Source organism: Fusicatenibacter faecihominis (assembly GCF_020686945.1).
Taxonomy (GTDB): Bacteria; Bacillota; Clostridia; order Lachnospirales; family Lachnospiraceae; genus Limivivens; species Limivivens faecihominis.
In genome coordinates this window covers 15858-33414 of record NZ_JAJEPR010000010.1, presented here as the reverse complement: position 1 = coordinate 33414, position 17557 = coordinate 15858, and the positions used below count along the sequence as shown (strand labels likewise).

The 17557-nt window shown below is 50.3% G+C and carries 18 protein-coding genes and 1 tRNA gene; 6 read left to right on the top strand and 13 right to left on the bottom strand.

Annotation, left to right across the window (positions count from 1 at the left end):
- Positions 1 to 89 precede the first annotated feature (89 nt).
- The 5 genes from LKD71_RS07720 to LKD71_RS07700 all read right to left on the bottom strand — a co-directional run bounded on the left by LKD71_RS07720 (position 90) and on the right by LKD71_RS07700 (position 5328).
- On the bottom strand, positions 90 to 1028 hold the full coding sequence (locus LKD71_RS07720; RefSeq protein ID WP_227614974.1) for a transketolase family protein: 939 nt from the start codon (positions 1026 to 1028) through the stop codon (positions 90 to 92).
- Positions 1016 to 1855 carry a transketolase gene (locus tag LKD71_RS07715; protein ID WP_227614973.1) on the bottom strand — a complete coding sequence of 280 codons (840 nt, stop codon included), beginning with the start codon at positions 1853 to 1855 and terminating at the stop codon, positions 1016 to 1018. Before LKD71_RS07715 ends, LKD71_RS07720 begins: the two co-directional genes overlap by 13 nt.
- Before the next feature lie 133 nt (positions 1856 to 1988).
- A complete protein-coding gene (gene fsa, locus LKD71_RS07710; RefSeq protein WP_227614972.1) occupies positions 1989 to 2645 on the bottom strand; it encodes a fructose-6-phosphate aldolase in 657 nt (218 codons plus the stop codon).
- 216 nt (positions 2646 to 2861) lie between these two features.
- Positions 2862 to 3971: a LacI family DNA-binding transcriptional regulator gene (locus tag LKD71_RS07705; protein WP_227614971.1), complete on the bottom strand. Its 1110-nt coding sequence runs from the start codon at positions 3969 to 3971 to the stop codon at positions 2862 to 2864.
- A 10-nt stretch (positions 3972 to 3981) separates the two neighbouring features.
- Positions 3982 to 5328: an MATE family efflux transporter gene (locus tag LKD71_RS07700; protein ID WP_227614970.1), complete on the bottom strand. Its 1347-nt coding sequence runs from the start codon at positions 5326 to 5328 to the stop codon at positions 3982 to 3984.
- A gap of 185 nt (positions 5329 to 5513) precedes the next feature.
- Between LKD71_RS07700 and LKD71_RS07695 the strand changes: the two genes are divergently transcribed.
- Both LKD71_RS07695 and LKD71_RS07690 read left to right on the top strand, forming a co-directional pair.
- Positions 5514 to 6752, top strand: a complete 1239-nt coding sequence (locus LKD71_RS07695) for a M20/M25/M40 family metallo-hydrolase (protein ID WP_227614969.1) — start codon at positions 5514 to 5516, stop codon at positions 6750 to 6752.
- A gap of 129 nt (positions 6753 to 6881) precedes the next feature.
- Entirely contained in the window at positions 6882 to 7193 is a 312-nt protein-coding gene (locus tag LKD71_RS07690; RefSeq protein ID WP_227614968.1) for a hypothetical protein, read from the top strand.
- 62 nt (positions 7194 to 7255) lie between these two features.
- On the opposite strand, the gene LKD71_RS18330 is transcribed toward LKD71_RS07690, so the two are convergent.
- From LKD71_RS18330 to LKD71_RS07670, 3 genes are all read right to left on the bottom strand, one after another.
- Entirely contained in the window at positions 7256 to 9145 is a 1890-nt protein-coding gene (locus LKD71_RS18330; protein WP_331466409.1) for a type I phosphomannose isomerase catalytic subunit, read from the bottom strand.
- 257 nt (positions 9146 to 9402) lie between these two features.
- Positions 9403 to 9762: an ABC transporter permease subunit gene (locus LKD71_RS07675; RefSeq protein WP_227615032.1), complete on the bottom strand. Its 360-nt coding sequence runs from the start codon at positions 9760 to 9762 to the stop codon at positions 9403 to 9405.
- Positions 9763 to 10135: 373 nt separating this feature from the next.
- Positions 10136 to 10348, bottom strand: a complete 213-nt coding sequence (locus LKD71_RS07670) for a hypothetical protein (RefSeq protein WP_227614967.1) — start codon at positions 10346 to 10348, stop codon at positions 10136 to 10138.
- Positions 10349 to 10474: 126 nt separating this feature from the next.
- Here LKD71_RS07670 and LKD71_RS07665 point away from each other — a divergent pair, with 126 nt between their 5' ends.
- Genes LKD71_RS07665 through LKD71_RS07655 form a run of 3 tightly spaced genes read left to right on the top strand, consistent with a single transcriptional unit; the run spans position 10475 to position 11851 of the window.
- Positions 10475 to 10717, top strand: a complete 243-nt coding sequence (locus tag LKD71_RS07665; protein WP_227614966.1) for a type 1 periplasmic-binding domain-containing protein — start codon at positions 10475 to 10477, stop codon at positions 10715 to 10717.
- Positions 10620 to 10994, top strand: a complete 375-nt coding sequence (locus LKD71_RS18680) for a substrate-binding domain-containing protein (protein ID WP_408610985.1) — start codon at positions 10620 to 10622, stop codon at positions 10992 to 10994. Before LKD71_RS07665 ends, LKD71_RS18680 begins: the two co-directional genes overlap by 98 nt.
- Positions 10991 to 11851: an HD domain-containing protein gene (locus tag LKD71_RS07655; RefSeq protein WP_227614964.1), complete on the top strand. Its 861-nt coding sequence runs from the start codon at positions 10991 to 10993 to the stop codon at positions 11849 to 11851. Before LKD71_RS18680 ends, LKD71_RS07655 begins: the two co-directional genes overlap by 4 nt.
- A gap of 182 nt (positions 11852 to 12033) precedes the next feature.
- On the opposite strand, the gene recR is transcribed toward LKD71_RS07655, so the two are convergent.
- From recR to LKD71_RS07630, 5 genes are all read right to left on the bottom strand, one after another.
- Positions 12034 to 12630: a recombination mediator RecR gene (gene recR / locus LKD71_RS07650; protein ID WP_178047144.1), complete on the bottom strand. Its 597-nt coding sequence runs from the start codon at positions 12628 to 12630 to the stop codon at positions 12034 to 12036.
- The gene (locus LKD71_RS07645; protein ID WP_178047143.1) at positions 12630 to 12995 is read right to left on the bottom strand and encodes a YbaB/EbfC family nucleoid-associated protein; all 366 of its coding nucleotides are present in this window, start codon (positions 12993 to 12995) and stop codon (positions 12630 to 12632) included. Before LKD71_RS07645 ends, recR begins: the two co-directional genes overlap by 1 nt.
- Positions 12996 to 13009: 14 nt before the next feature.
- Positions 13010 to 14659, bottom strand: a complete 1650-nt coding sequence (dnaX, locus tag LKD71_RS07640) for a DNA polymerase III subunit gamma/tau (protein WP_227614963.1) — start codon at positions 14657 to 14659, stop codon at positions 13010 to 13012.
- Positions 14660 to 14665: 6 nt separating this feature from the next.
- Positions 14666 to 15739, bottom strand: a complete 1074-nt coding sequence (locus LKD71_RS07635) for a 6-phosphofructokinase (RefSeq protein ID WP_227614962.1) — start codon at positions 15737 to 15739, stop codon at positions 14666 to 14668.
- Positions 15740 to 16130: 391 nt separating this feature from the next.
- Positions 16131 to 16218 (bottom strand) — tRNA-Ser (locus tag LKD71_RS07630).
- 218 nt (positions 16219 to 16436) lie between these two features.
- Here LKD71_RS07630 and LKD71_RS07625 point away from each other — a divergent pair.
- On the top strand, positions 16437 to 17384 hold the full coding sequence (locus tag LKD71_RS07625) for a lysozyme inhibitor LprI family protein (RefSeq protein WP_227614961.1): 948 nt from the start codon (positions 16437 to 16439) through the stop codon (positions 17382 to 17384).
- The last annotated feature ends 173 nt before the right edge of the window (positions 17385 to 17557 follow it).

The following is a 17557-nucleotide window of genomic DNA, read 5'->3' as shown; positions in this document are numbered from 1 at the left end:
AAATCTTTTTGCCCCCGGGCAGAAAATTTTGTAACTATTACATGAAAAAAGGGCCCGCTCATCAGCGAACCCTCATATTATATTCTTTTTTATGCAAATGCCTTGATCTTCGTATAGATGCCTTCTGCATCCAGACCATATTTGTGGAGGACTTCCTTGGCCGGGCCGGATTCGCCGTAGACGTCGTTGACGCCGATCTTCAGGACTTTGGTCGGAGCCTTTTCGCTCAGGCAGTCGCAGACAGCGCTTCCCAGACCGCCGATGATGGAGTGCTCCTCAACGGTAACAACCTTTCCGGTCTCCTTTGCTGCTGCAACAATCAGCTCCTCATCCAGCGGTTTGATCGTGTGGATGTTGATGACCTTTGCCTCGATACCGTCTTTTGCCAGCATCTCAGCAGCTGCCAGGGACTCGGATACCATGAGACCGGTGGCTACGATGGTCAGATCCTTACCTTCCCGGAGGGTAAGGCCCTTGCCGATCTCAAATTTGTAATCCGGACGGTCATTGATCACCGGTGCAGCTAGACGGCCGAAACGGAGATAAACCGGTCCTACATACTCGTAAGCGGCTTTTACTGCTGCTTTTGCCTCGATATCATCACTCGGATTGATGACAACCATGCCCGGAATGACGCGCATCAGAGCGATATCCTCGTTGCACTGATGGGTTGCTCCGTCCTCACCTACGGAAAGACCGGCGTGAGTTGCACCGATTTTCACATTCAGATGGGGATAGCCGATGGAGTTTCTCACCTGCTCAAAAGCACGGCCGGCCGCAAACATGGCGAAGGTGCTCATGAAGGGAACCTTTCCTGTAGTGGAAAGACCGGCTGCGATGCCTGCCATATTGCTCTCGGCGATACCGCAGTCGATGTGACGCTCCGGAAATACTTTCTTAAACATACCGGTCTTGGTAGCCTCAGCAAGGTCAGCGTCCAGAACCACAAGATTTTCATGCTCTTTGCCCAGCTCTACCAGGGCATTTCCGTAACTCTCTCTGGTAGCGATCTTCTTTACTTCTGACATAATGCTTCACCTGCTTTCTCCAAATCCTGCATTGCGATCTTATACTCCTCATCGTTGGGAGCCTTTCCGTGCCAGCCGGCCTGGTTCTCCATGAAGGAAACGCCTTTTCCTTTGACGGTCTTCATCACGATAGCCACGGGCATGCCTTTGACGGTCTTTGCCTCCTCAAAGGCGCTCTCCAGCTGGTCGAAATCGTTTCCGTCAGCTACGGAGATTACATGGAAATTGAAAGCCTCGAATTTCTTGTCGATGGGGTAGGGGGAGCAGACGTCAGCAACATTTCCGTCGATCTGAAGTCCGTTATTGTCCACGATCACTACCAGGTTGTCCAGCTTTCTGGCTCCGGCAAACATCGCTGCCTCCCAGACCTGTCCTTCCTGGATCTCACCGTCGCCCAGAAGGGTAAATACCCGATAATCTTTTCCGTCCATTTTTCCGGCCAGCGCCATACCAACAGCTGCGGAAATTCCCTGTCCAAGAGAACCGCTGGACATATCTACGCCCGGAATGTGTTTCATATCCGGATGGCCCTGCAGATAAGAGCCCAGATGACGCAGAGTTACAAGATCCTCCTTCGGGAAATAGCCTCTCTCTGCTAGTGCAGAATAAAGTCCCGGCGCGTTATGACCCTTTGACAGCACAAAACGGTCTCTGTCCGGATCCTTCGGGTTCTTCGGATCGATCTCCATCTCTTTGAAATACAGATAGGTAAAAACATCAGCTGCAGAAAGGGATCCACCCGGATGACCGGACTTCGCACTGTGAACAGCAGTCACGATGTCTTTGCGGATTTCGTTAGCAGTCTTTTGAAGCTCTAACTTGTTCATCTTAATTCCTCGCTCCTTTAAATGTTGTCACGCATAGCGTGAAATCAGCGCAGCATGGTCTTTTTCAGATGGCCGGATGCCGCTGCCCCCATTATACGAAAAGTCCCTGTCTGATGCAAGCTCTTTTTCTGGCTTACTCTCCGAATACAGCCTTATAATCTGCCTGGAATTTCTCGATCCCGGCATCGGTAAGCGGATGTTTGGTCATCTGAACGATAACTTTATAAGGAACGGTGGCGATATCAGCTCCTGCCAGGGCGCAGTCGGTTACATGGATCGGGTTGCGGATGCTGGCTGCGATGATCTCTGTGTGGATATCTTTTGCCACGTCGAAAATGTCTGCGATCTGACGAACCAGGTCAATGCCGTAGCCGGAAATATCATCAATTCTTCCGAGGAACGGAGAAACGTAGGTTGCGCCAGCCCGAGCTGCGAGAAGAGCCTGATTTGCAGAGAAAATCAGGGTCACGTTGGTCTTGATGCCCTCGGAAGAAAGGACTTTGACTGCTTTCAGTCCCTCTACGGTCATGGGGATCTTAACTACCATGTTCGGATGGATGGCTGCAATCTCACGGCCTTCCTTGATCATTCCCTCAGCGTCGGTGGTGGTGGCTTTTACCTCACCGCTGATGGGGCCGTCCACGATAGAAGTGATCTCTTTGATCACATCCTCAAATTTTCTTCCGCTCTTTGCGATCAGGGACGGGTTTGTGGTCACGCCGCAGATCACACCCATGTCGTTGGCTTTGCGAATCTCATCTACATCTGCTGTATCTACGAAAAATTTCATTGCTTTTTCCTCCTTGAATTAGGTACTGTAAACTTTTGAATCCAGTATAGCACATCTCCTTTCGCCGTCAACCGCCCTGAGTTTTTATTAATAAAAGCATATACTAATAAAATAAACTTTTATCAATATATGCTTTCCTGTCTTTCGTGATATTCTGTTGAAGTCCCTGTCAGATAGTCTTGATTATTACTAATAATTCTTAATTTTTATTTATCTTTATTTCTTTACAGGGCTAAAGTTCCGCCGCACTTTCGCCGGCGCCGTAGTCCCCCGTATGATGAGCTTCGGTTCATATTCAATATGGTAAATGCTCGTGGGCCGGATCTCATCCTCCCGGCTTGTGAGGGCGTGAATCTTCTTAATAATAATCTCGCAGGCATCCCTGCCTTTCTGCTGAACAAAATGCTCGATCGTTGTCAGGGAAATATCCTTGAGCTTTCCATAGAGGATGTTGTCACAGCCCAGGACTGACATCTCCGAGGGCACCCGGATCTTAGCTTCCGCCAGGGCGTCCAGCACGCCAAGAGCAATCATATCATTGAGGCCCGCGATAGCGGTGATGCCTTTCTCCTCCTTCAGAAGCTCCTTCGTCAGCTGATAGCCAATCTTGTACTCCGAATCCATTCCCGGCACCCGGCTGTCCACCTCCTCGTCTGCGGCCTTCACGATGACGCCTTCCGGAATCCCGGCCTCCCGAAACTCCTCCATGAAGCCCTCCACCCGCTGAAAGCGCTGCTGCTGCCGTCTCGTAAGCGGAGGGGAAATGAACCCCACTTTCCGGTGCCCCAGCTCCAAAAGATGCCGGGCCATGAGCCGTCCCGGCTTCGCGTTGTTGAGCTCCACCACATCCACTTCCATATCGAGATCTCTGTTTTTTATCACCACCAGCGGAATATTTTCCGACAGGGCCAGGATCTCCTGCTGAAAACAGGCGCTGGGATTGCAGGTGTAGATGATTCCCATGGGCTGGATCTGCCGCAGCATCCGAAGACAGCTCTCCTCGGTTTTCAGATCCCGCAGGGTGTTACAGACAAAGACCGTATAGCCGCTCTCCTTCGCGATCTCCTCAATGCCCTGAAGCAGCATCACATAGTAGGGATTCGTGAGAGTCGGGCAAAAGACAGCGATGAGCTTCTGACCCGTAAGTTTCCTTGCTCTCCGGCACTCAGATTTGTGGTAGCCCAGCTCTTCCGCGGCTTTTTCCACCTTTTCAATGGTCTCCCTGGAAAAAGAGACATTGTATTTTTTGTTCAGGATCATGGATACCGTCGCCTGGGAAACTCCGGCCATTTTCGCGATATCCGTCGTGGTCACTTTTTTCTTCATGGGCTTTCCTTTACTGAATGACTTTCTTTTCCAGCCATTTCCGGCTGTGGAAACGGATTCCGAAGAAGATGCCCCTTAAAGTCCAGTCGGAAAACATACCGATCCAGACAGCCATCGGACCCATGCCGAAATGACGGCTCAGGAAGATACAGAGGCTCACCCGGCAAAGCCACATGGTCAGGCAGGAAATGATCATGGAAAATTTCACATCACCTGCTGCCCGAAGGCCATAGGCCGGAATAAAGGCTGCGGTCCAGACGATGGGTTTCACGATCGTGATCCAGGTAATCATATGGAAGCAGAGGCTCGCACTCTCCGGCTCCATGCCGCCCAGCGTCGTGATGGGCTTTGTGAGCAGGAAAATTGCTCCGCAGCAGATGATGATGATCACCTCTGCAATGACCGAAAGCTTCTTCACATAGTAGACAGCCTCGTCTTTCCGGCCGGCTCCCATACACTCGCCCACCACAGTCATCAGGCCGATACCGATGCCAATGGCAGCCACACCGTTTAAGTTCTCCAGAATGTTCGTCATGGCCTGGGCGGCGATGGCGACAGTTCCCATGGTGGAAACCGTAGACTGGATCGCCAGCTTTCCGAACTGGAACATACTGTTTTCCACGCCGGAGGGAATACCGATCTTCAGGATCATGCCGATCTGGGTGCCATCGGGACGGATTGTGAGATAATCTTTCACGGCAATCTCATTTTTCGGACTTCGAAGAAGCCAGAGAACGACAATCGCTGAAAAAACACGGGAGCCCAGGGTCGCCAGAGCAGCGCCTGCCACTCCCATATGGAAAACCCAGATCAGCACGGCATTTCCCGTGATGTTCAGGCAGTTTGCCACCACGGAGATCCGAAGAGGCGTTGCTGAATCACCCTGAGCCCGGTAGACGGAAGCTCCCGCGTCATAAAGGGCGATAAAAGGGAAGGACAGGGAGGTAATAAGGAAGTAAATCTTCGACGCATCCATAACCTCCGCGTCCACTTTTCCAAATACCAGCCGAAGAAGCGGTGTCCGGAAAGCCAGACAAACCACCATGACCAGCACCGAAATGGAGGCCACCGCCAGAAGGAGCTGCCTTGCGCTCTCTGTGGCTTTTTTCAGATTTTTCTGCCCGATATACTGGGAGCAGACGATGGTTCCGCCGGCCGAAAGAGCCGCAAACGCCTGGATCACCAGCACGTTGATGGAATCCACCAGCGAGACGGCTGAAATTGCCGCAGAGCCCACATTACTCACCATCATGCTGTCCGCCGTTCCCATAAGGGAGGTCAGAAACTGCTCCGCCACCAGCGGGATCAGGAGCATTTTCAATACATGATTGCTGAATAAATGATTCTTTTCGTTCATTTTCTTTTTCCTCTTTTTATGTAGTAACGTAATTATTCAGAGCCAAGCTCGATTCCGCTTTATTCTGAATAATTACGAACATTATACTCTTCTCTTTCAGGAAATGTAAAGATAGTTGGAAATGATTGTCATAAAATCCTTCCCATGTTAGAATAAGGAAAGAATAACTATTTTGGAGGTTTACCATGTATTTTGAAGAAATTGACGGAGAACGTCAGCTTGATTTTGTCAGAAAATTTGATTATATCCGGGAAGCCGGAACCGAAGGCGAACAGAAAGCCGCCGCTTCCATCCAGGAAGAGCTCCGCTCCTTCGGCCTCGAGAGCCGTCTGGAGGAGTTTCCTTTTGAAGCTTTTGAGATCGAGGAAGCCCGCTTTTTTATCACGGAACCCTTTGAGAAAGAATACGTTGTCACCGGTTACGGCAAATGCGGCAGTACCCCGGAGGGCGGCGTGGAGGCTCCCTTCCTCTATGCGGAGAACGGCGACGATATCAGCCTTGGCTATGCCACAGGAAAGATCGTGATGGTAAACGGTCCGGTCCGCAAAGATTTATACGAGAAACTGGTCAAAGCAGGAGCCGTCGCTTACTTAAGCATCAGCGGCGCCCCCATCGACGAGGGCGAGGACCTGAAACCCGCGCTCTACTCTCTTCCTTCCATGAAAGAGACACCAATCCAGGGCGTCTGCATCCATCACAGAGACGCCGTTGACCTCGTAAGCCGCGGCGCTTCCAGAGCAAAACTGGTTCTGAAGCAGAAACTTGTGGAGCGGATCTCAGCCAATGTGGCAGCCCGGATCACCGGTACCGAGAAGCCCGACGAAATCCTGACCCTCACCGCCCACTACGATTCCGTACCTGCCGGCCCCGGCGCTTACGACAACATTTCCGGCGGAGCCATCATCATGGAGCTTTGCCGTTACTTTAACGCTCACCGCCCGAAGCGCACGATGGAGTTCATCTGGTTTGGTGCTGAGGAAAAAGGCCTCTTGGGCAGCCAGGAATATGTCCGCGCCCATGCTTCTGAGCTTCCCTCCCACCAGTTCAATATGAATGTGGACCTAGCCGGTCAGCTTGTGGGCGGCACCGTTGTCGGCGTCACTGCTGATCCCGCCATCTGCCAGATGATCACCTACATGGCCCACGAGATCGGCCTTGGCATGCGGACCTCCAACGCCATCTGGGGCAGCGACTCCAACACCTTCGCCTGGAAAGGTATCCCGGCCATGACCTTGAACCGCGACGGCTTCGGCATGCACACCCGCCACGACACCGTGGACCTCATCTCCTCCTGGTCCTTAAAGCGCAGCGCCATGCTCCTCGGCTACATCGCCGACCGCCTTGGAAACCTCCCGACCTTCCCCTTCCCGAAGGAGATCCCGGCGGAGTTTATGGAACAGCTGGACAAGTATTTTAACCGGTAAGTTCCTTTTTCTGCTTTCGGTAGCTGGCAGGCGGAACCCCGTATTTTTTCTTAAAGGAGGTCAGAAATAGGAAGGGGAAAGCCCTACATATTCCGCTGTTTCTTTCAGCGTAAGAGGATTCCGGTAATTTTGCTGTATATAGGCGACAGCCTGACGGACAAGTTCGTTCTGGCTGCCGCTTTCTTTTTCCTCCGTATCCTGTGCTTTCCGGTAGAGCAGACCGCAAAGAATCCGGATACCACTCCGGCTCCTGCTTCCTGGGGCATCCAGAAAATGCAGCAGTATTTCCCCATGAATGTAAACTTCATGCTGAACCTGTCTCCCAATGAGAAAGGAAAGCTGGATAAAAATCTGGAAGAAGAATTTGCCAGAGTTGGTTCTCTTCTCTCTTTCCCGGAACCTCTTACGGAACTCCCCGAAGACTGGCTCACAAGAAAATAATTGTTTAAAAAAGCTCCGGTCTGGCAGAAAACCTGTCAGCCGGAGCTTTTCCTATTTTTTTATCAGCAGAGCTCTGCTGCTCCGATGATGCCTGCGTCATTTTTCAGGGATGCAATGACAACCTCAGCGGGTTTCACAAAGGTATGTCCAAAGCACTCGCCTTTTACCATCCCATTCAGTTCTGCTGCCAGTTTCTCGCCGCGGTTGGAAATACCGCCGCCAAGAACGACAACTTCCGGCCGGAACATGTTGATGGCATTGGCAACTCCGGCTGCCAGATATTTCATGTATTCTTGCACAGCCAGCATACCGGCCTCGTCCTTCTCATCGGAAGCTTTGAAAGCCAGCTCTGCATTTACCTTGCTCTTGTCGCCGTCGCAGAGTTTCCAGAGCAGGGAATCCGGATGCTTGTCCATCTGCTCTCTTGCCATGCGAATCAGTCCGGTAGCAGAAGCATAAGACTCCAGACAGCCCTCTCTTCCACAGGTGCAGCGCACGCCGCCCACCTGGACAACGGTATGACCGAACTCGGTTCCGCCTAAGAGGCCGCCGTTAAAGAGCTTGCCGTCAATGAGGAAGCCGCCGCCCACGCCGGTTCCAAGCGTCAGGAAGACTACATTTTTTCTACCTGCTGCGGCTCCTGCTGCGGCCTCGCCCAGCATCGCGCAGTTTGCGTCGTTGTTAATATAAATAGGAAGCGGAAGATATTTTTTCAGTTCTGCACGGAGCGGAACATTCTCCCAGGCATAGTTGTTAGAATAGATCACCACGCCTTCCTTGTCGTCAATGGTTCCCGGGCTTCCGATACCTACGCCCACGCACTGGTCCAGAGGAATGTTGGAATTTTCCAGAAGCTTTCTGGTCACTTTTCCCATATTGGCAATGAGCTCTTCCGGAGCGATATCCAGACGGGTCTCCAGAACGGTCCTCGCAATGATCTCATTTTTCTCATTGACCACGCCGATCTTGATGCTGGTGCCGCCCATGTCGATACCGATGCGGAGCGGATTTTTCTTGGCTCCCTCGCTGGTCACAAGGGCCTCAAAGGCGCCGCTGATCTCATAAGCGCCGGAATCAGCCGGAAGGAACAAACTGTCGCCCTTCTTGAAGCTCATTTTCTCGTCGCCGTTGACGATCTCGCCCTCACCCTCCATAACGAGGATGCTCTTGAAGGATTCTTCTCCCACAAAACCGGTGAGTTTTTCATTTTTTGCACTGAGCTTGTCTACCACGAAATAGTCGCAGGCTGCCACATGGGGAGCGCAGTCCTCTCTCGGGCGAACCGGCTCTCTTCTGGTCACTTCCAGAGCCTTCTCCACATGGAGCTCTCTGGGCTTGCCGTCTTTACCAATACGGCCGTAGTCATACACACGGTAAGTCACATTGGAGTTCTGCTGGATCTCCGCGATGAGGATATTTTTTCCAATAGCATGAATTGTGCCGGACTCGATGAAGAGAACGTCACCCTTCTTTACTTTCACCGGGTTCAGAACCTCGAGAAGCGTGTTGTTTTTGATACGCTCTGCGAACTCTTCCTTGCTGACCTCACGGTTGAAGCCGTAGTAAAGGTAAGCGCCTTCCTCGCAGTCTACCACATACCACATCTCAGTTTTTCCGTACTGATGCTCGTTTTTCAGCGCATAGGCATTGTCCGGATGCACCTGAATAGACAGGTTATCCTTCGCATCGATAAATTTGATCAGCACCGGAAACTCGTCAAAACGGCGGCAGTTGGTTCCAAGCACCTCTCTGCCTGCCAGATCTATGTATTCCTGCAGGGTCTTTCCTGCATACTCTCCATTTGTCACAAAAGACGGACCGTCCGGATGACAGGATACTTCCCAGCTCTCTGCCAGAATGTCACCGTCGTAGGGCTTATGATATTCCTCGATCAGTCTTCGTCCGCCCCAGATATAATCCTTAAAACTGGGGGCCAGCTTTAAAATAGCCATACTTTTTCCTCCTGAATCTTCATTTCGGCGTTGCTCAGACACCTGATTTTCATAATAAGTATACAGCAAAGTACGGGATGAGTAAAGAGTTGATATTATCCCGGTTCTGCGATGGATTCCCGGATTAACACTTTTCCCCTTGGCCGGATTACCTTTGCATAGCTTCTCTGTTCTTCATTTTCCATTTTTTTCTTCAGAAGCTCACAGGCACCAGGGATAATTTTTCCGGTACCTTTACTTTCAGCTGGCTTACAGCTTTAAACACTCACAATGAAAGCAAACTGCGGTTCCATATCTGTGGAATGTTCCCCGGTGAAATTCAGCATTGCCCTGGATGCCGTATACTTTTCCGGTTTGGAAAGTAAAATCAGAGAGAAAATCAACTCTTCATAACCATAGATGAAGACAAAAATTGCTTCCGTGGCAATAATCGGTTTACAGATCGGCATCAGAATTTTCGTCAGAAGGAACACATCATTGCAGCCGTCAATGATGGCTGCTTCATCCAGTTCCCTGTCAATTCCCTGAATAAAACCGATATACAGATACACCGCCTGTGCCAGGTTAAAGGCTGTATACACGAGGACCAGAAACCAGTAGCTGTTCTTGGCTCCTATTGAGCTGGCAATACTTTTGTTTTTTCCGTTTGTTCTGTCCCCGTATTTTCTGTTTCGTTCTGGAAACGCCTCACCAAACTTGAAACGTTTTGTTAATATATTTTCATATATTCATGGTATTTCTTCCGTTTTTCACATATTTTTTATCTATTTTTTTGTATATAGCTGTATTATTCTTTTTTATAACAAAAAACGTTTCATTTTACAAAAAAAGAATCCCTGCAATTCTCATTCTGCTGATTGTGGAGCTGGAGGTTCTGTGGTAAGATGAAACCAGAGGGTCCAAGAACCCAACGTATGAAAAAGAGGATTTCACATAAAAATTAAGATCACCGATATTGCACGGGACACTGGCCTGGCTGTATCTACCATTTCAAAATATCTCAATCACAAAAATATACTTCCGGAAAATGAGGCCCTTGTTGAAGCCTCCATAAAAAACAATCGAATCGCTCAGGGGCTCCGTGCTAAAAGCTCCCACACCGTCGCCCTTCTGATTCCCTCCAAGAACAACTATTTCTGGGGAAATTCTGTCAGCTACATTACATCTTTTCTCTGGGAACAGAGTTATGTCTGCACCATACATACCTATCCTCCGGAAAAAGAAAAGCAGCTGCAGCTTGGCCAGCTTCTGATCAAAAACAACATCCGCGGTCTCATTGCCGTTACCGGAACCCTGGATCAGGTCAGCGATTCTTTTTCTTCGGATTATGTGACTTCCGAAAATTATCTGGGCGGTTATCTGGCAGGCTCCTATCTGGCCCGCAAAAATCATCAGCGGATTGGCTTTGTTGCAGGCCGCAGGGATGCCTATACGATTGTCCAGAGAACTTCCGGTTTTCTGAACGCACTAAAGGATGCAAAACTTCCTGCTTATCCGAAGCTTTACTCCTATGATCTCAACGGACAAATGGGCGGAAAAGAGCAGATGCGCCGTCTTTTTCTGCTCCTTTGACCTTTGCCTGGGCGGAATCTCCCTGTTGAATGAGCGGGGAATCTCCATACCGGAACAAATGTCCGTTATCGGTTTCGATGATGACCGGATATTTTCCTGTTTTTCTCCCTCCATCACAGTCATCGCTCAGGATTTTCTCCAGATCGGCGTAGAAGCTGCCCGGCTGCTGCTGGAACAGTTCCAAAATCCCGAAAAAAGTTCACCCAAGATATGCAAAGTTCCCGTACAGCTCATTGAACGGGAATCTGTATGCAATTTCAGAAAGGAGCTCCCATGACCCCAGATTCCACTGTTTTTTCCCAGTACCTCTCTTCTCTACCGCCGGTTTCCGAACCGAATTTTCTGGAAAATGCAAAGACCTTTCTCACCTTTGCCTCCGGTTTTGACCTGGCGGACCCGAAGATTGAGCTGAAGCTCCGCCACACCTTTCATGTGGTGGATGCCTGTTTTTATCTCGCCCGAGCTTTAAAACTTTCTGATGAGGAAACCTATATCGCCTGCCTTATCGGCCTGCTCCACGATGTTGGCCGTTTTGAGCAGCTGACCCGGTTCCACAGCTTTGACGATTCCCTGATTCCCCATGCGAAGCTCAGCGTGGAGTTTCTTTTCCTGGATGGCCATATCCAGGATTACCTGGCCCCGAAATATGAAGCCTGGTCTCCCGTCATTGAGGCTGCCATCGAGTATCACGGCGTCTTTCAGGTTCCTGATGGACTCCCGGAAAATCTCCTGCTTTTCACACGGCTCATCCGGGACGCAGACAAGCTCGATAATTTCCGTGTCAAGGCCACCGACTCCATGGAAGCCATGCTGGACGTGACGGAAGCGGACCTCTCCCGGGAAAGTCTCAGCGATTACGCCTATGAGACCTTCATGAAAAAAGAGCCCCTCATCAACTCCCTCCGGGAAACCCGTCCGGATATGTGGCTCTCCTATGTGGCTTATCTTTTTGACCTGAATTTTCCTGCCTCCTTCGTCTGGATCCTGGAGAGCGGCTATATGGAAAAAATCCTTCGGCGGTATGCCCCAATAGATCCGGAAGATAAGAAACGCTGGCAGAAGATTTCTGGCCTTACCCGAAGCTATATCCAGGAAAACTGTGGACTGTCAGAAAACCTTTCTGCCCGGTCTTAACGGTTGCGTATATTCACAGTGCATATATCGATAATATTATTGCATACACCTCACATGATTCTGACATATTCCTGCCAAAATATTCCCTGGAACATTGGCTTCTGAATCCTTACACGCAATCAAAAAAGTGACAGAAATCTCCTTTTTGGGGAACTCTGTCACTTTTATTTTTACACACTGTCTTACAACGCCGTCCGTCCTTCCAGTGCCCGAAGAAGCGTCACCTCATCAATATATTCCAGATCTCCGCCCACGGGGACACCGCTGGCGATCCGGCTCACCTTGATGCCGGTGGGCTTGATCAGCTTGCTGATATACATAGCTGTGGTCTCACCCTCCAGACTGGAATTTGTGGCGATAATCACCTCTTTGACATCTCCCTGAAGGCGCTGCATAAGCTCTTTCAGGCGGATATCGTTGGGGCCGATGCCCAGCATGGGGGAAATGGCGCCGTGAAGCACATGGTAAACGCCCTCATATTTTCCGGTCTTTTCATAGGCCGCGAGATCTCTGGTGTTTTCCACCACCATGATCGTGGTATGATCCCTTTTTTCATTGCGGCAGATGGGGCAGAGCTCCTGATCCGTCAGGGTAAAACATTCTTTACAGTAGCGGACATTTTTTCTGGCATCCAGGATCGTGTTCGCCAGCCGCTCCACTTCCTCCACCGGACGGTTAATGATGTGAAAAGCCAGCCGCTGGGCGGATTTATTTCCCACCCCCGGAAGCTTGGAGAGCTCCTCGATCAGTTGGCTGATCTGCTTGCTGTAGTAATCCATCAGAAGGAAAGGCCTCCGCCAAGACCGCCCAGGCTTCCCAGACCGCCGGTCAGTTTGCCCATCACGTTGGCAGACTCCTCATCAACTTTTCTTAAAGCCTCGTTGGTTGCTGCCATGATGAGGTCCTCCAGCATCTCGATGTCATCGGGATCTACAGCCTCTTCCTGAAGTTTTACCTTCGTCACTTCCCGTTTTCCGGATACGGAAACCTCAACGGCTCCGCCGCCTGCGGTAGCGGTAAACTCTTTCTCTTCGAGCTCTTTCTGGCTCTCTTCCATCTGGCGCTGCATTCTCTGCGCCTGTTTCATCAGATTATTCATATTTCCGGGCATTCCGCCGCCCGGGAAACCTCCACGTTTTGCCATGGATCTATTCCTCCTTATTCTTCTTCAATTTCAATATCGGCATGAATCTGGCTTAAGCCTTCGCTGACATTGATCTTTGCCAGCCGGCCCGGGGCCAGATGCTCCTCATCTGGAAGCACCATTTTGACCTCCACCTCTTTGCCGAGTCTGCTGGAAATGATCGTCTCCAGCTGTTTTTTTGCCTCCGGGTCATTGGCATACCGTTCCCCCATGAAATCCGAAAATACCACGAACAAACGGTTATCATCCCCGGCTGCATTGTATTTTGGCACTGCACTGATCAGTGTCATTTTAAAACGGCCCGTGGTCTGGGCCACGATGCTGGGCCACATGGACATGACCTTCTGAAGATCCTCGGGCGCTGCCTTTTCCTCGAAGGAAAGCTCATCCGCTCCGGCATTTCCACCGGCTCCCGGAAGATCCAGACCCCCGAAAAAGGCCTCGTCCCCTGCTCCATAATCCGGTCGCGGAGCCGTCTGGCCTGCCGGAGCCTGCCGCAGGGCGATCATCCCGGATTCCAGCTTTTTCTCCAGCATCCGGATCCGTTCCAGAAGAGAAAGCTCATCCGTTTCCATCTGGGGCCGGCAAAGCTTGATCACCGCCACCTCGAGAAGCACCCTTTTTGACCCGGAAAAACGCATCTGCCCGGAGAGTTCAGAGAAGATCCGGATAAAACGGATCAGCGTATCTTCACGGACCATGCCCGCTTCTTCCTTTAAAAGCACCAGATTGTCGCTGGACACGTCCAGCACGTCTTCCAGCTCTTCTGAGGATTTCAAAAGGAGAAGATTTCGAAGATACCAGGTGAAATCCGAGACAAACTGCCCCAGCTCCCGACCCTGCATCACAAGTTCCTCCAGCTGCTTCATGACCTGAGCCACGTTGTTGCTTAAAATTTCCCGGAGGAAACGGCTGAAAACCTCCGTATCCACAGCTCCCAGCACATCCAGTACATGATCATAGGTCAGCTTCTGCCCCAAATAAAAGGCAATGCACTGATCCAGAAGGCTTAAAGCGTCACGCATGGAACCGTCCGCTTTCTTTGCAATATAGCGGATAGCTTTTTCCTCCACTTCCACCTGTTCTTTTTCCATCAGCTCCATGAGCCGGTCGCTGATCGTATTGATGGAGATTCGTTTGAAATCGTAGCGCTGACACCTCGACAGAATCGTAATCGGGATCTTGTGGGCTTCGGTAGTCGCCAGGATAAAGATCACATAGGAAGGCGGCTCTTCCAGCGTTTTCAGAAGTGCATTGAAAGCTCCGATGGAAAGCATATGCACCTCATCGATAATGTAGACCTTGTATTTTCCTGTGGTGGGCGAATAGGCGACCTCCTCCCGGATTTCACGGATGTTGTCCACACCGTTGTTGGATGCGGCATCGATCTCGATGACGTTCATGGAAGTGCCCGCAGCGATGGCCTTGCAGTTCTCACACTCCCCGCAGGGATTTCCGTCCACGGGATGCTCACAGTTGACGGCCTTTGCCAGAATCTTGGCTACGCTTGTCTTTCCGGTACCTCTGGTCCCACAAAAAAGATAGGCGTGGCCAATACGGTCCGCCATGATCTGATTTTTCAGTGTTTTCACAATATGGTCCTGACCCTTCACCGAAGCGAAGGAGTCAGGACGGAATTTACGATATAACGCGGTATAACCCATGGATCATCAATCTCCGAAACTGATTCCGGTAAGTTTTGCCTGACGGATGATCTGATCGTCCGGGGAAACCATTTTCAGTTTGCCGGAAACCTCAGCTAAGGGAACTTTCTTACACTTACCGTTGACTATTCCAACCATGTAACCATACTCTTCTTTCAGGATCAGCTGAGCTGCTGCCGCACCCAGTCTCGTGGAAAGAACACGGTCGTAGGGGCAGGGACTTCCGCCTCGCTGTGTATGACCCGGAACGGTGATACGAACTTCCACTCCGGTCTTTTCCAGGATCTGATCTGCCAGCTCGTAGGAAACGGAAGGATGTTTGCGGTTTGCCAGTTTCTCTTTGTATTCCTTCTTGGAAAGAGCTGCGTCTTCTTTGGAGATCGCACCCTCTGCCACTGCCAGAATGGTAAAGCCTTTTCCTGCTTTGGTTCTCTTGTCGATGGCTTCCACAACTTTGTCAATATCGTAGGGAATCTCGGGGATCAGCACGATATCAGCGCCGCCTGCAATACCGGCGTACAGCGTCAGCCAGCCAACCTTATGGCCCATAACCTCAACAATGAATACACGGTTGTGGGAAGCTGCCGTCGTGTGGATGCAGTCGATGGCATCTGTGGCAATATCCACAGCGCTCTGGAAACCAAAGGTCATATCGGTCCCGTAAATATCATTATCAATGGTCTTCGGCAGATGAATGATGTTCAGCCCCTCTTCACGGAGAAGGTTTGCCGTCTTCTGTGTGCCGTTTCCGCCAAGGATGACAAGACAGTCCAGACGGAGCTTGTAATAATTCTGTTTCATCGCTTCAACCTTATCCAGGCCGTTTTCATCGGGCACCCGCATAAGTTTAAAGGGCTGACGGGAAGACCCAAGGATGGTGCCTCCTTTTGTCAGAATACCGGAAAAATCTTTGGCCGTGAGCATACGGTAATCGCCGTAGATCAGACCCTTATATCCGTTCATGAAGCCGTACACTTCCAATTCGTCAAGGCTGTTGCTGAGGCTCTTCACAACACCTCTCATTGTAGCATTTAATGCCTGGCAGTCACCGCCGCTGGTTAATAAACCGATTCGCTTCATAGTGTATCACATCCTTTTCGTTTGATGAATTCCATATACCATTCGCCGCTCGCGATGAGCAGGCTTCGCCTGTTCCCGCTCACTGTTATTCATTATACCATATTTTTCATTGTTCACAACAGAGAAATTGGGCAAAATTTTAAAAATAGCTGGACCATTGACTTGTCTGCAAATCCGATTGCACGGTTGAAAAAGCCTCAGCGTAGCGGGCTACGCTGAGGCTTTTTCAACAGCACACTCGAATCTGCATCCTGCGTGAATGGTCCAGTTATTTTCGAAACGCTGTACTAGTTACCGACTAATCATCGCCATCTAACCATTTAATGATGTAGTGGCAGGCACACATAAAAAAGTGTGAAGTTTGTTAAATTGCCACAGCTTCACACTTTTACGGAGATGGAGGGATTTGAACCCTCGCGCCGGTTGCCCGGCCTGCCGCATTTCGAGTGCGGTCTCTTCAGCCACTTGAGTACATCTCCTTATAAAATGAACCGAATTTTATTATAGCGGGTTACGGGGGATGCGTCAAGAGATTGTTTACACTTTGAAAGAATTACTCTCTTACCTCTTCCTTATCAATTAAAGAAAAACAAACCTTAATTTTTCATTATATTTTCCCCCGCATTATCCTTTCCCCTCCTTTTTCTGCTATACTCAAATAAACTACATTTATTTTCCCGAAAGGAGACTTCTCCCTATGAAGAAAAAACTATTTTTATCTCTGCTCGTTACTTCCCTCTCCCTTTCTGCTCTGACTGTATCGGCGGCGGAAAGCAGTTCTGAGCCAGACTCACTGACCTTCGAGGCCCTCTCCCGTTACACCTTTGAGTTCAGCAGCGGTGCCGGCGCCTGGTCCACTTATTTTACGATTGAAAAGGATGGCTCTTTCGCCGGAAACTACCACGATTCCGATATGGGCGATACGGGAGACGGCTATGGCAACGGCACTCTTTACTACAGCGATTTTTCCGGTCATTTTACTGATCTGACCAAAGTGGATGACACCACCTATGAGATGACTCTCTCTGACATCGCTTATCAGAATACCGTCGGAGAAACTGAAATCATCGACAGTGTAAAATACGTTTACTCCGAAGCCCAGGGCCTGACCGGCACCGACACCTTCAAAATCTATCTTCCCGGCACCCCGGTAAGCGATCTGTCTGCTGAAGTATACAGTTGGGTATCCATGGCCAACGACAATGACACAGAACTCACCATCCCCATCATCGTCAACGAGGCAGAAGGATTCGGTATCTACTCTTACGACCGCGGAACTCCCGCAGAAGAAGCCGAAGCTCTCTACAACACCTGCAAAACCGCCTACGACAATTTCGACCTCCAGCTCAAGGCAGCCAGCACTCAGCAGAAAATGAACGAATTTGCTGATGAGATGTACACCACCACCGACACCTGCCTGAACCAGCTCTGGAAACTCCTGAAAAATAACGTTCCCGAAGACAAATACCAGGAGATCCTGAAAGAACAGCTCCAGTGGATCGACGACAAAGAAGCCGCAGCCGCCAAAATCCTCGAAGAAAATGACGGCACCTCCGCCCAGCTCAACGCCAGCCTCGACCTCGCCACCCGCACCCTGGATCGCTGCGAGATTCTCCTGACCTACATCCAAGCTAATACCCAGTAACATATTCATTCAACCACCCTATACGTTCTTTCACACAACAGTAGTCTGACGTAAGCCCCCTATTTTCTAGCGTGCCTTAGTATAGCGTTTTCGAAATAAAGACCATTGACTTGTCTGCAAATCCGATTGCACAGTTGAATCTGCATCCTGCGTGAATGGTCCAGTTATTTTCG

What these genes read in the sequence shown, in the direction of transcription:
- recR (WP_178047144.1), bottom strand. Translation starts at nt 12,630, where the DNA reads ATGGATTACTACAGCAAGCAGATCAGCCAACTGATCGAGGAGCTCTCC.
- LKD71_RS07670 (WP_227614967.1), bottom strand. Translation starts at nt 10,348, where the DNA reads ATGTATGGTGCAGACATAACTCTGTTCCCAGAGAAAAGATGTAATGTA.
- LKD71_RS18330 (WP_331466409.1), bottom strand. Translation starts at nt 9,145, where the DNA reads ATGGCTATTTTAAAGCTGGCCCCCAGTTTTAAGGATTATATCTGGGGC.
- LKD71_RS07635 (WP_227614962.1), bottom strand. Translation starts at nt 15,739, where the DNA reads ATGAAGCGAATCGGTTTATTAACCAGCGGCGGTGACTGCCAGGCATTA.
- LKD71_RS07700 (WP_227614970.1), bottom strand. Translation starts at nt 5,328, where the DNA reads ATGAACGAAAAGAATCATTTATTCAGCAATCATGTATTGAAAATGCTC.
- LKD71_RS07625 (WP_227614961.1), top strand. Translation starts at nt 16,437, where the DNA reads ATGAAGAAAAAACTATTTTTATCTCTGCTCGTTACTTCCCTCTCCCTT.
- dnaX (WP_227614963.1), bottom strand. Translation starts at nt 14,659, where the DNA reads ATGGGTTATACCGCGTTATATCGTAAATTCCGTCCTGACTCCTTCGCT.
- LKD71_RS07645 (WP_178047143.1), bottom strand. Translation starts at nt 12,995, where the DNA reads ATGGCAAAACGTGGAGGTTTCCCGGGCGGCGGAATGCCCGGAAATATG.
- fsa (WP_227614972.1), bottom strand. Translation starts at nt 2,645, where the DNA reads ATGAAATTTTTCGTAGATACAGCAGATGTAGATGAGATTCGCAAAGCC.
- LKD71_RS07715 (WP_227614973.1), bottom strand. Translation starts at nt 1,855, where the DNA reads ATGAACAAGTTAGAGCTTCAAAAGACTGCTAACGAAATCCGCAAAGAC.
- LKD71_RS07695 (WP_227614969.1), top strand. Translation starts at nt 5,514, where the DNA reads ATGTATTTTGAAGAAATTGACGGAGAACGTCAGCTTGATTTTGTCAGA.
- LKD71_RS07720 (WP_227614974.1), bottom strand. Translation starts at nt 1,028, where the DNA reads ATGTCAGAAGTAAAGAAGATCGCTACCAGAGAGAGTTACGGAAATGCC.
- LKD71_RS07655 (WP_227614964.1), top strand. Translation starts at nt 10,991, where the DNA reads ATGACCCCAGATTCCACTGTTTTTTCCCAGTACCTCTCTTCTCTACCG.
- LKD71_RS07705 (WP_227614971.1), bottom strand. Translation starts at nt 3,971, where the DNA reads ATGAAGAAAAAAGTGACCACGACGGATATCGCGAAAATGGCCGGAGTT.
- LKD71_RS18680 (WP_408610985.1), top strand. Translation starts at nt 10,620, where the DNA reads ATGCAAAACTTCCTGCTTATCCGAAGCTTTACTCCTATGATCTCAACG.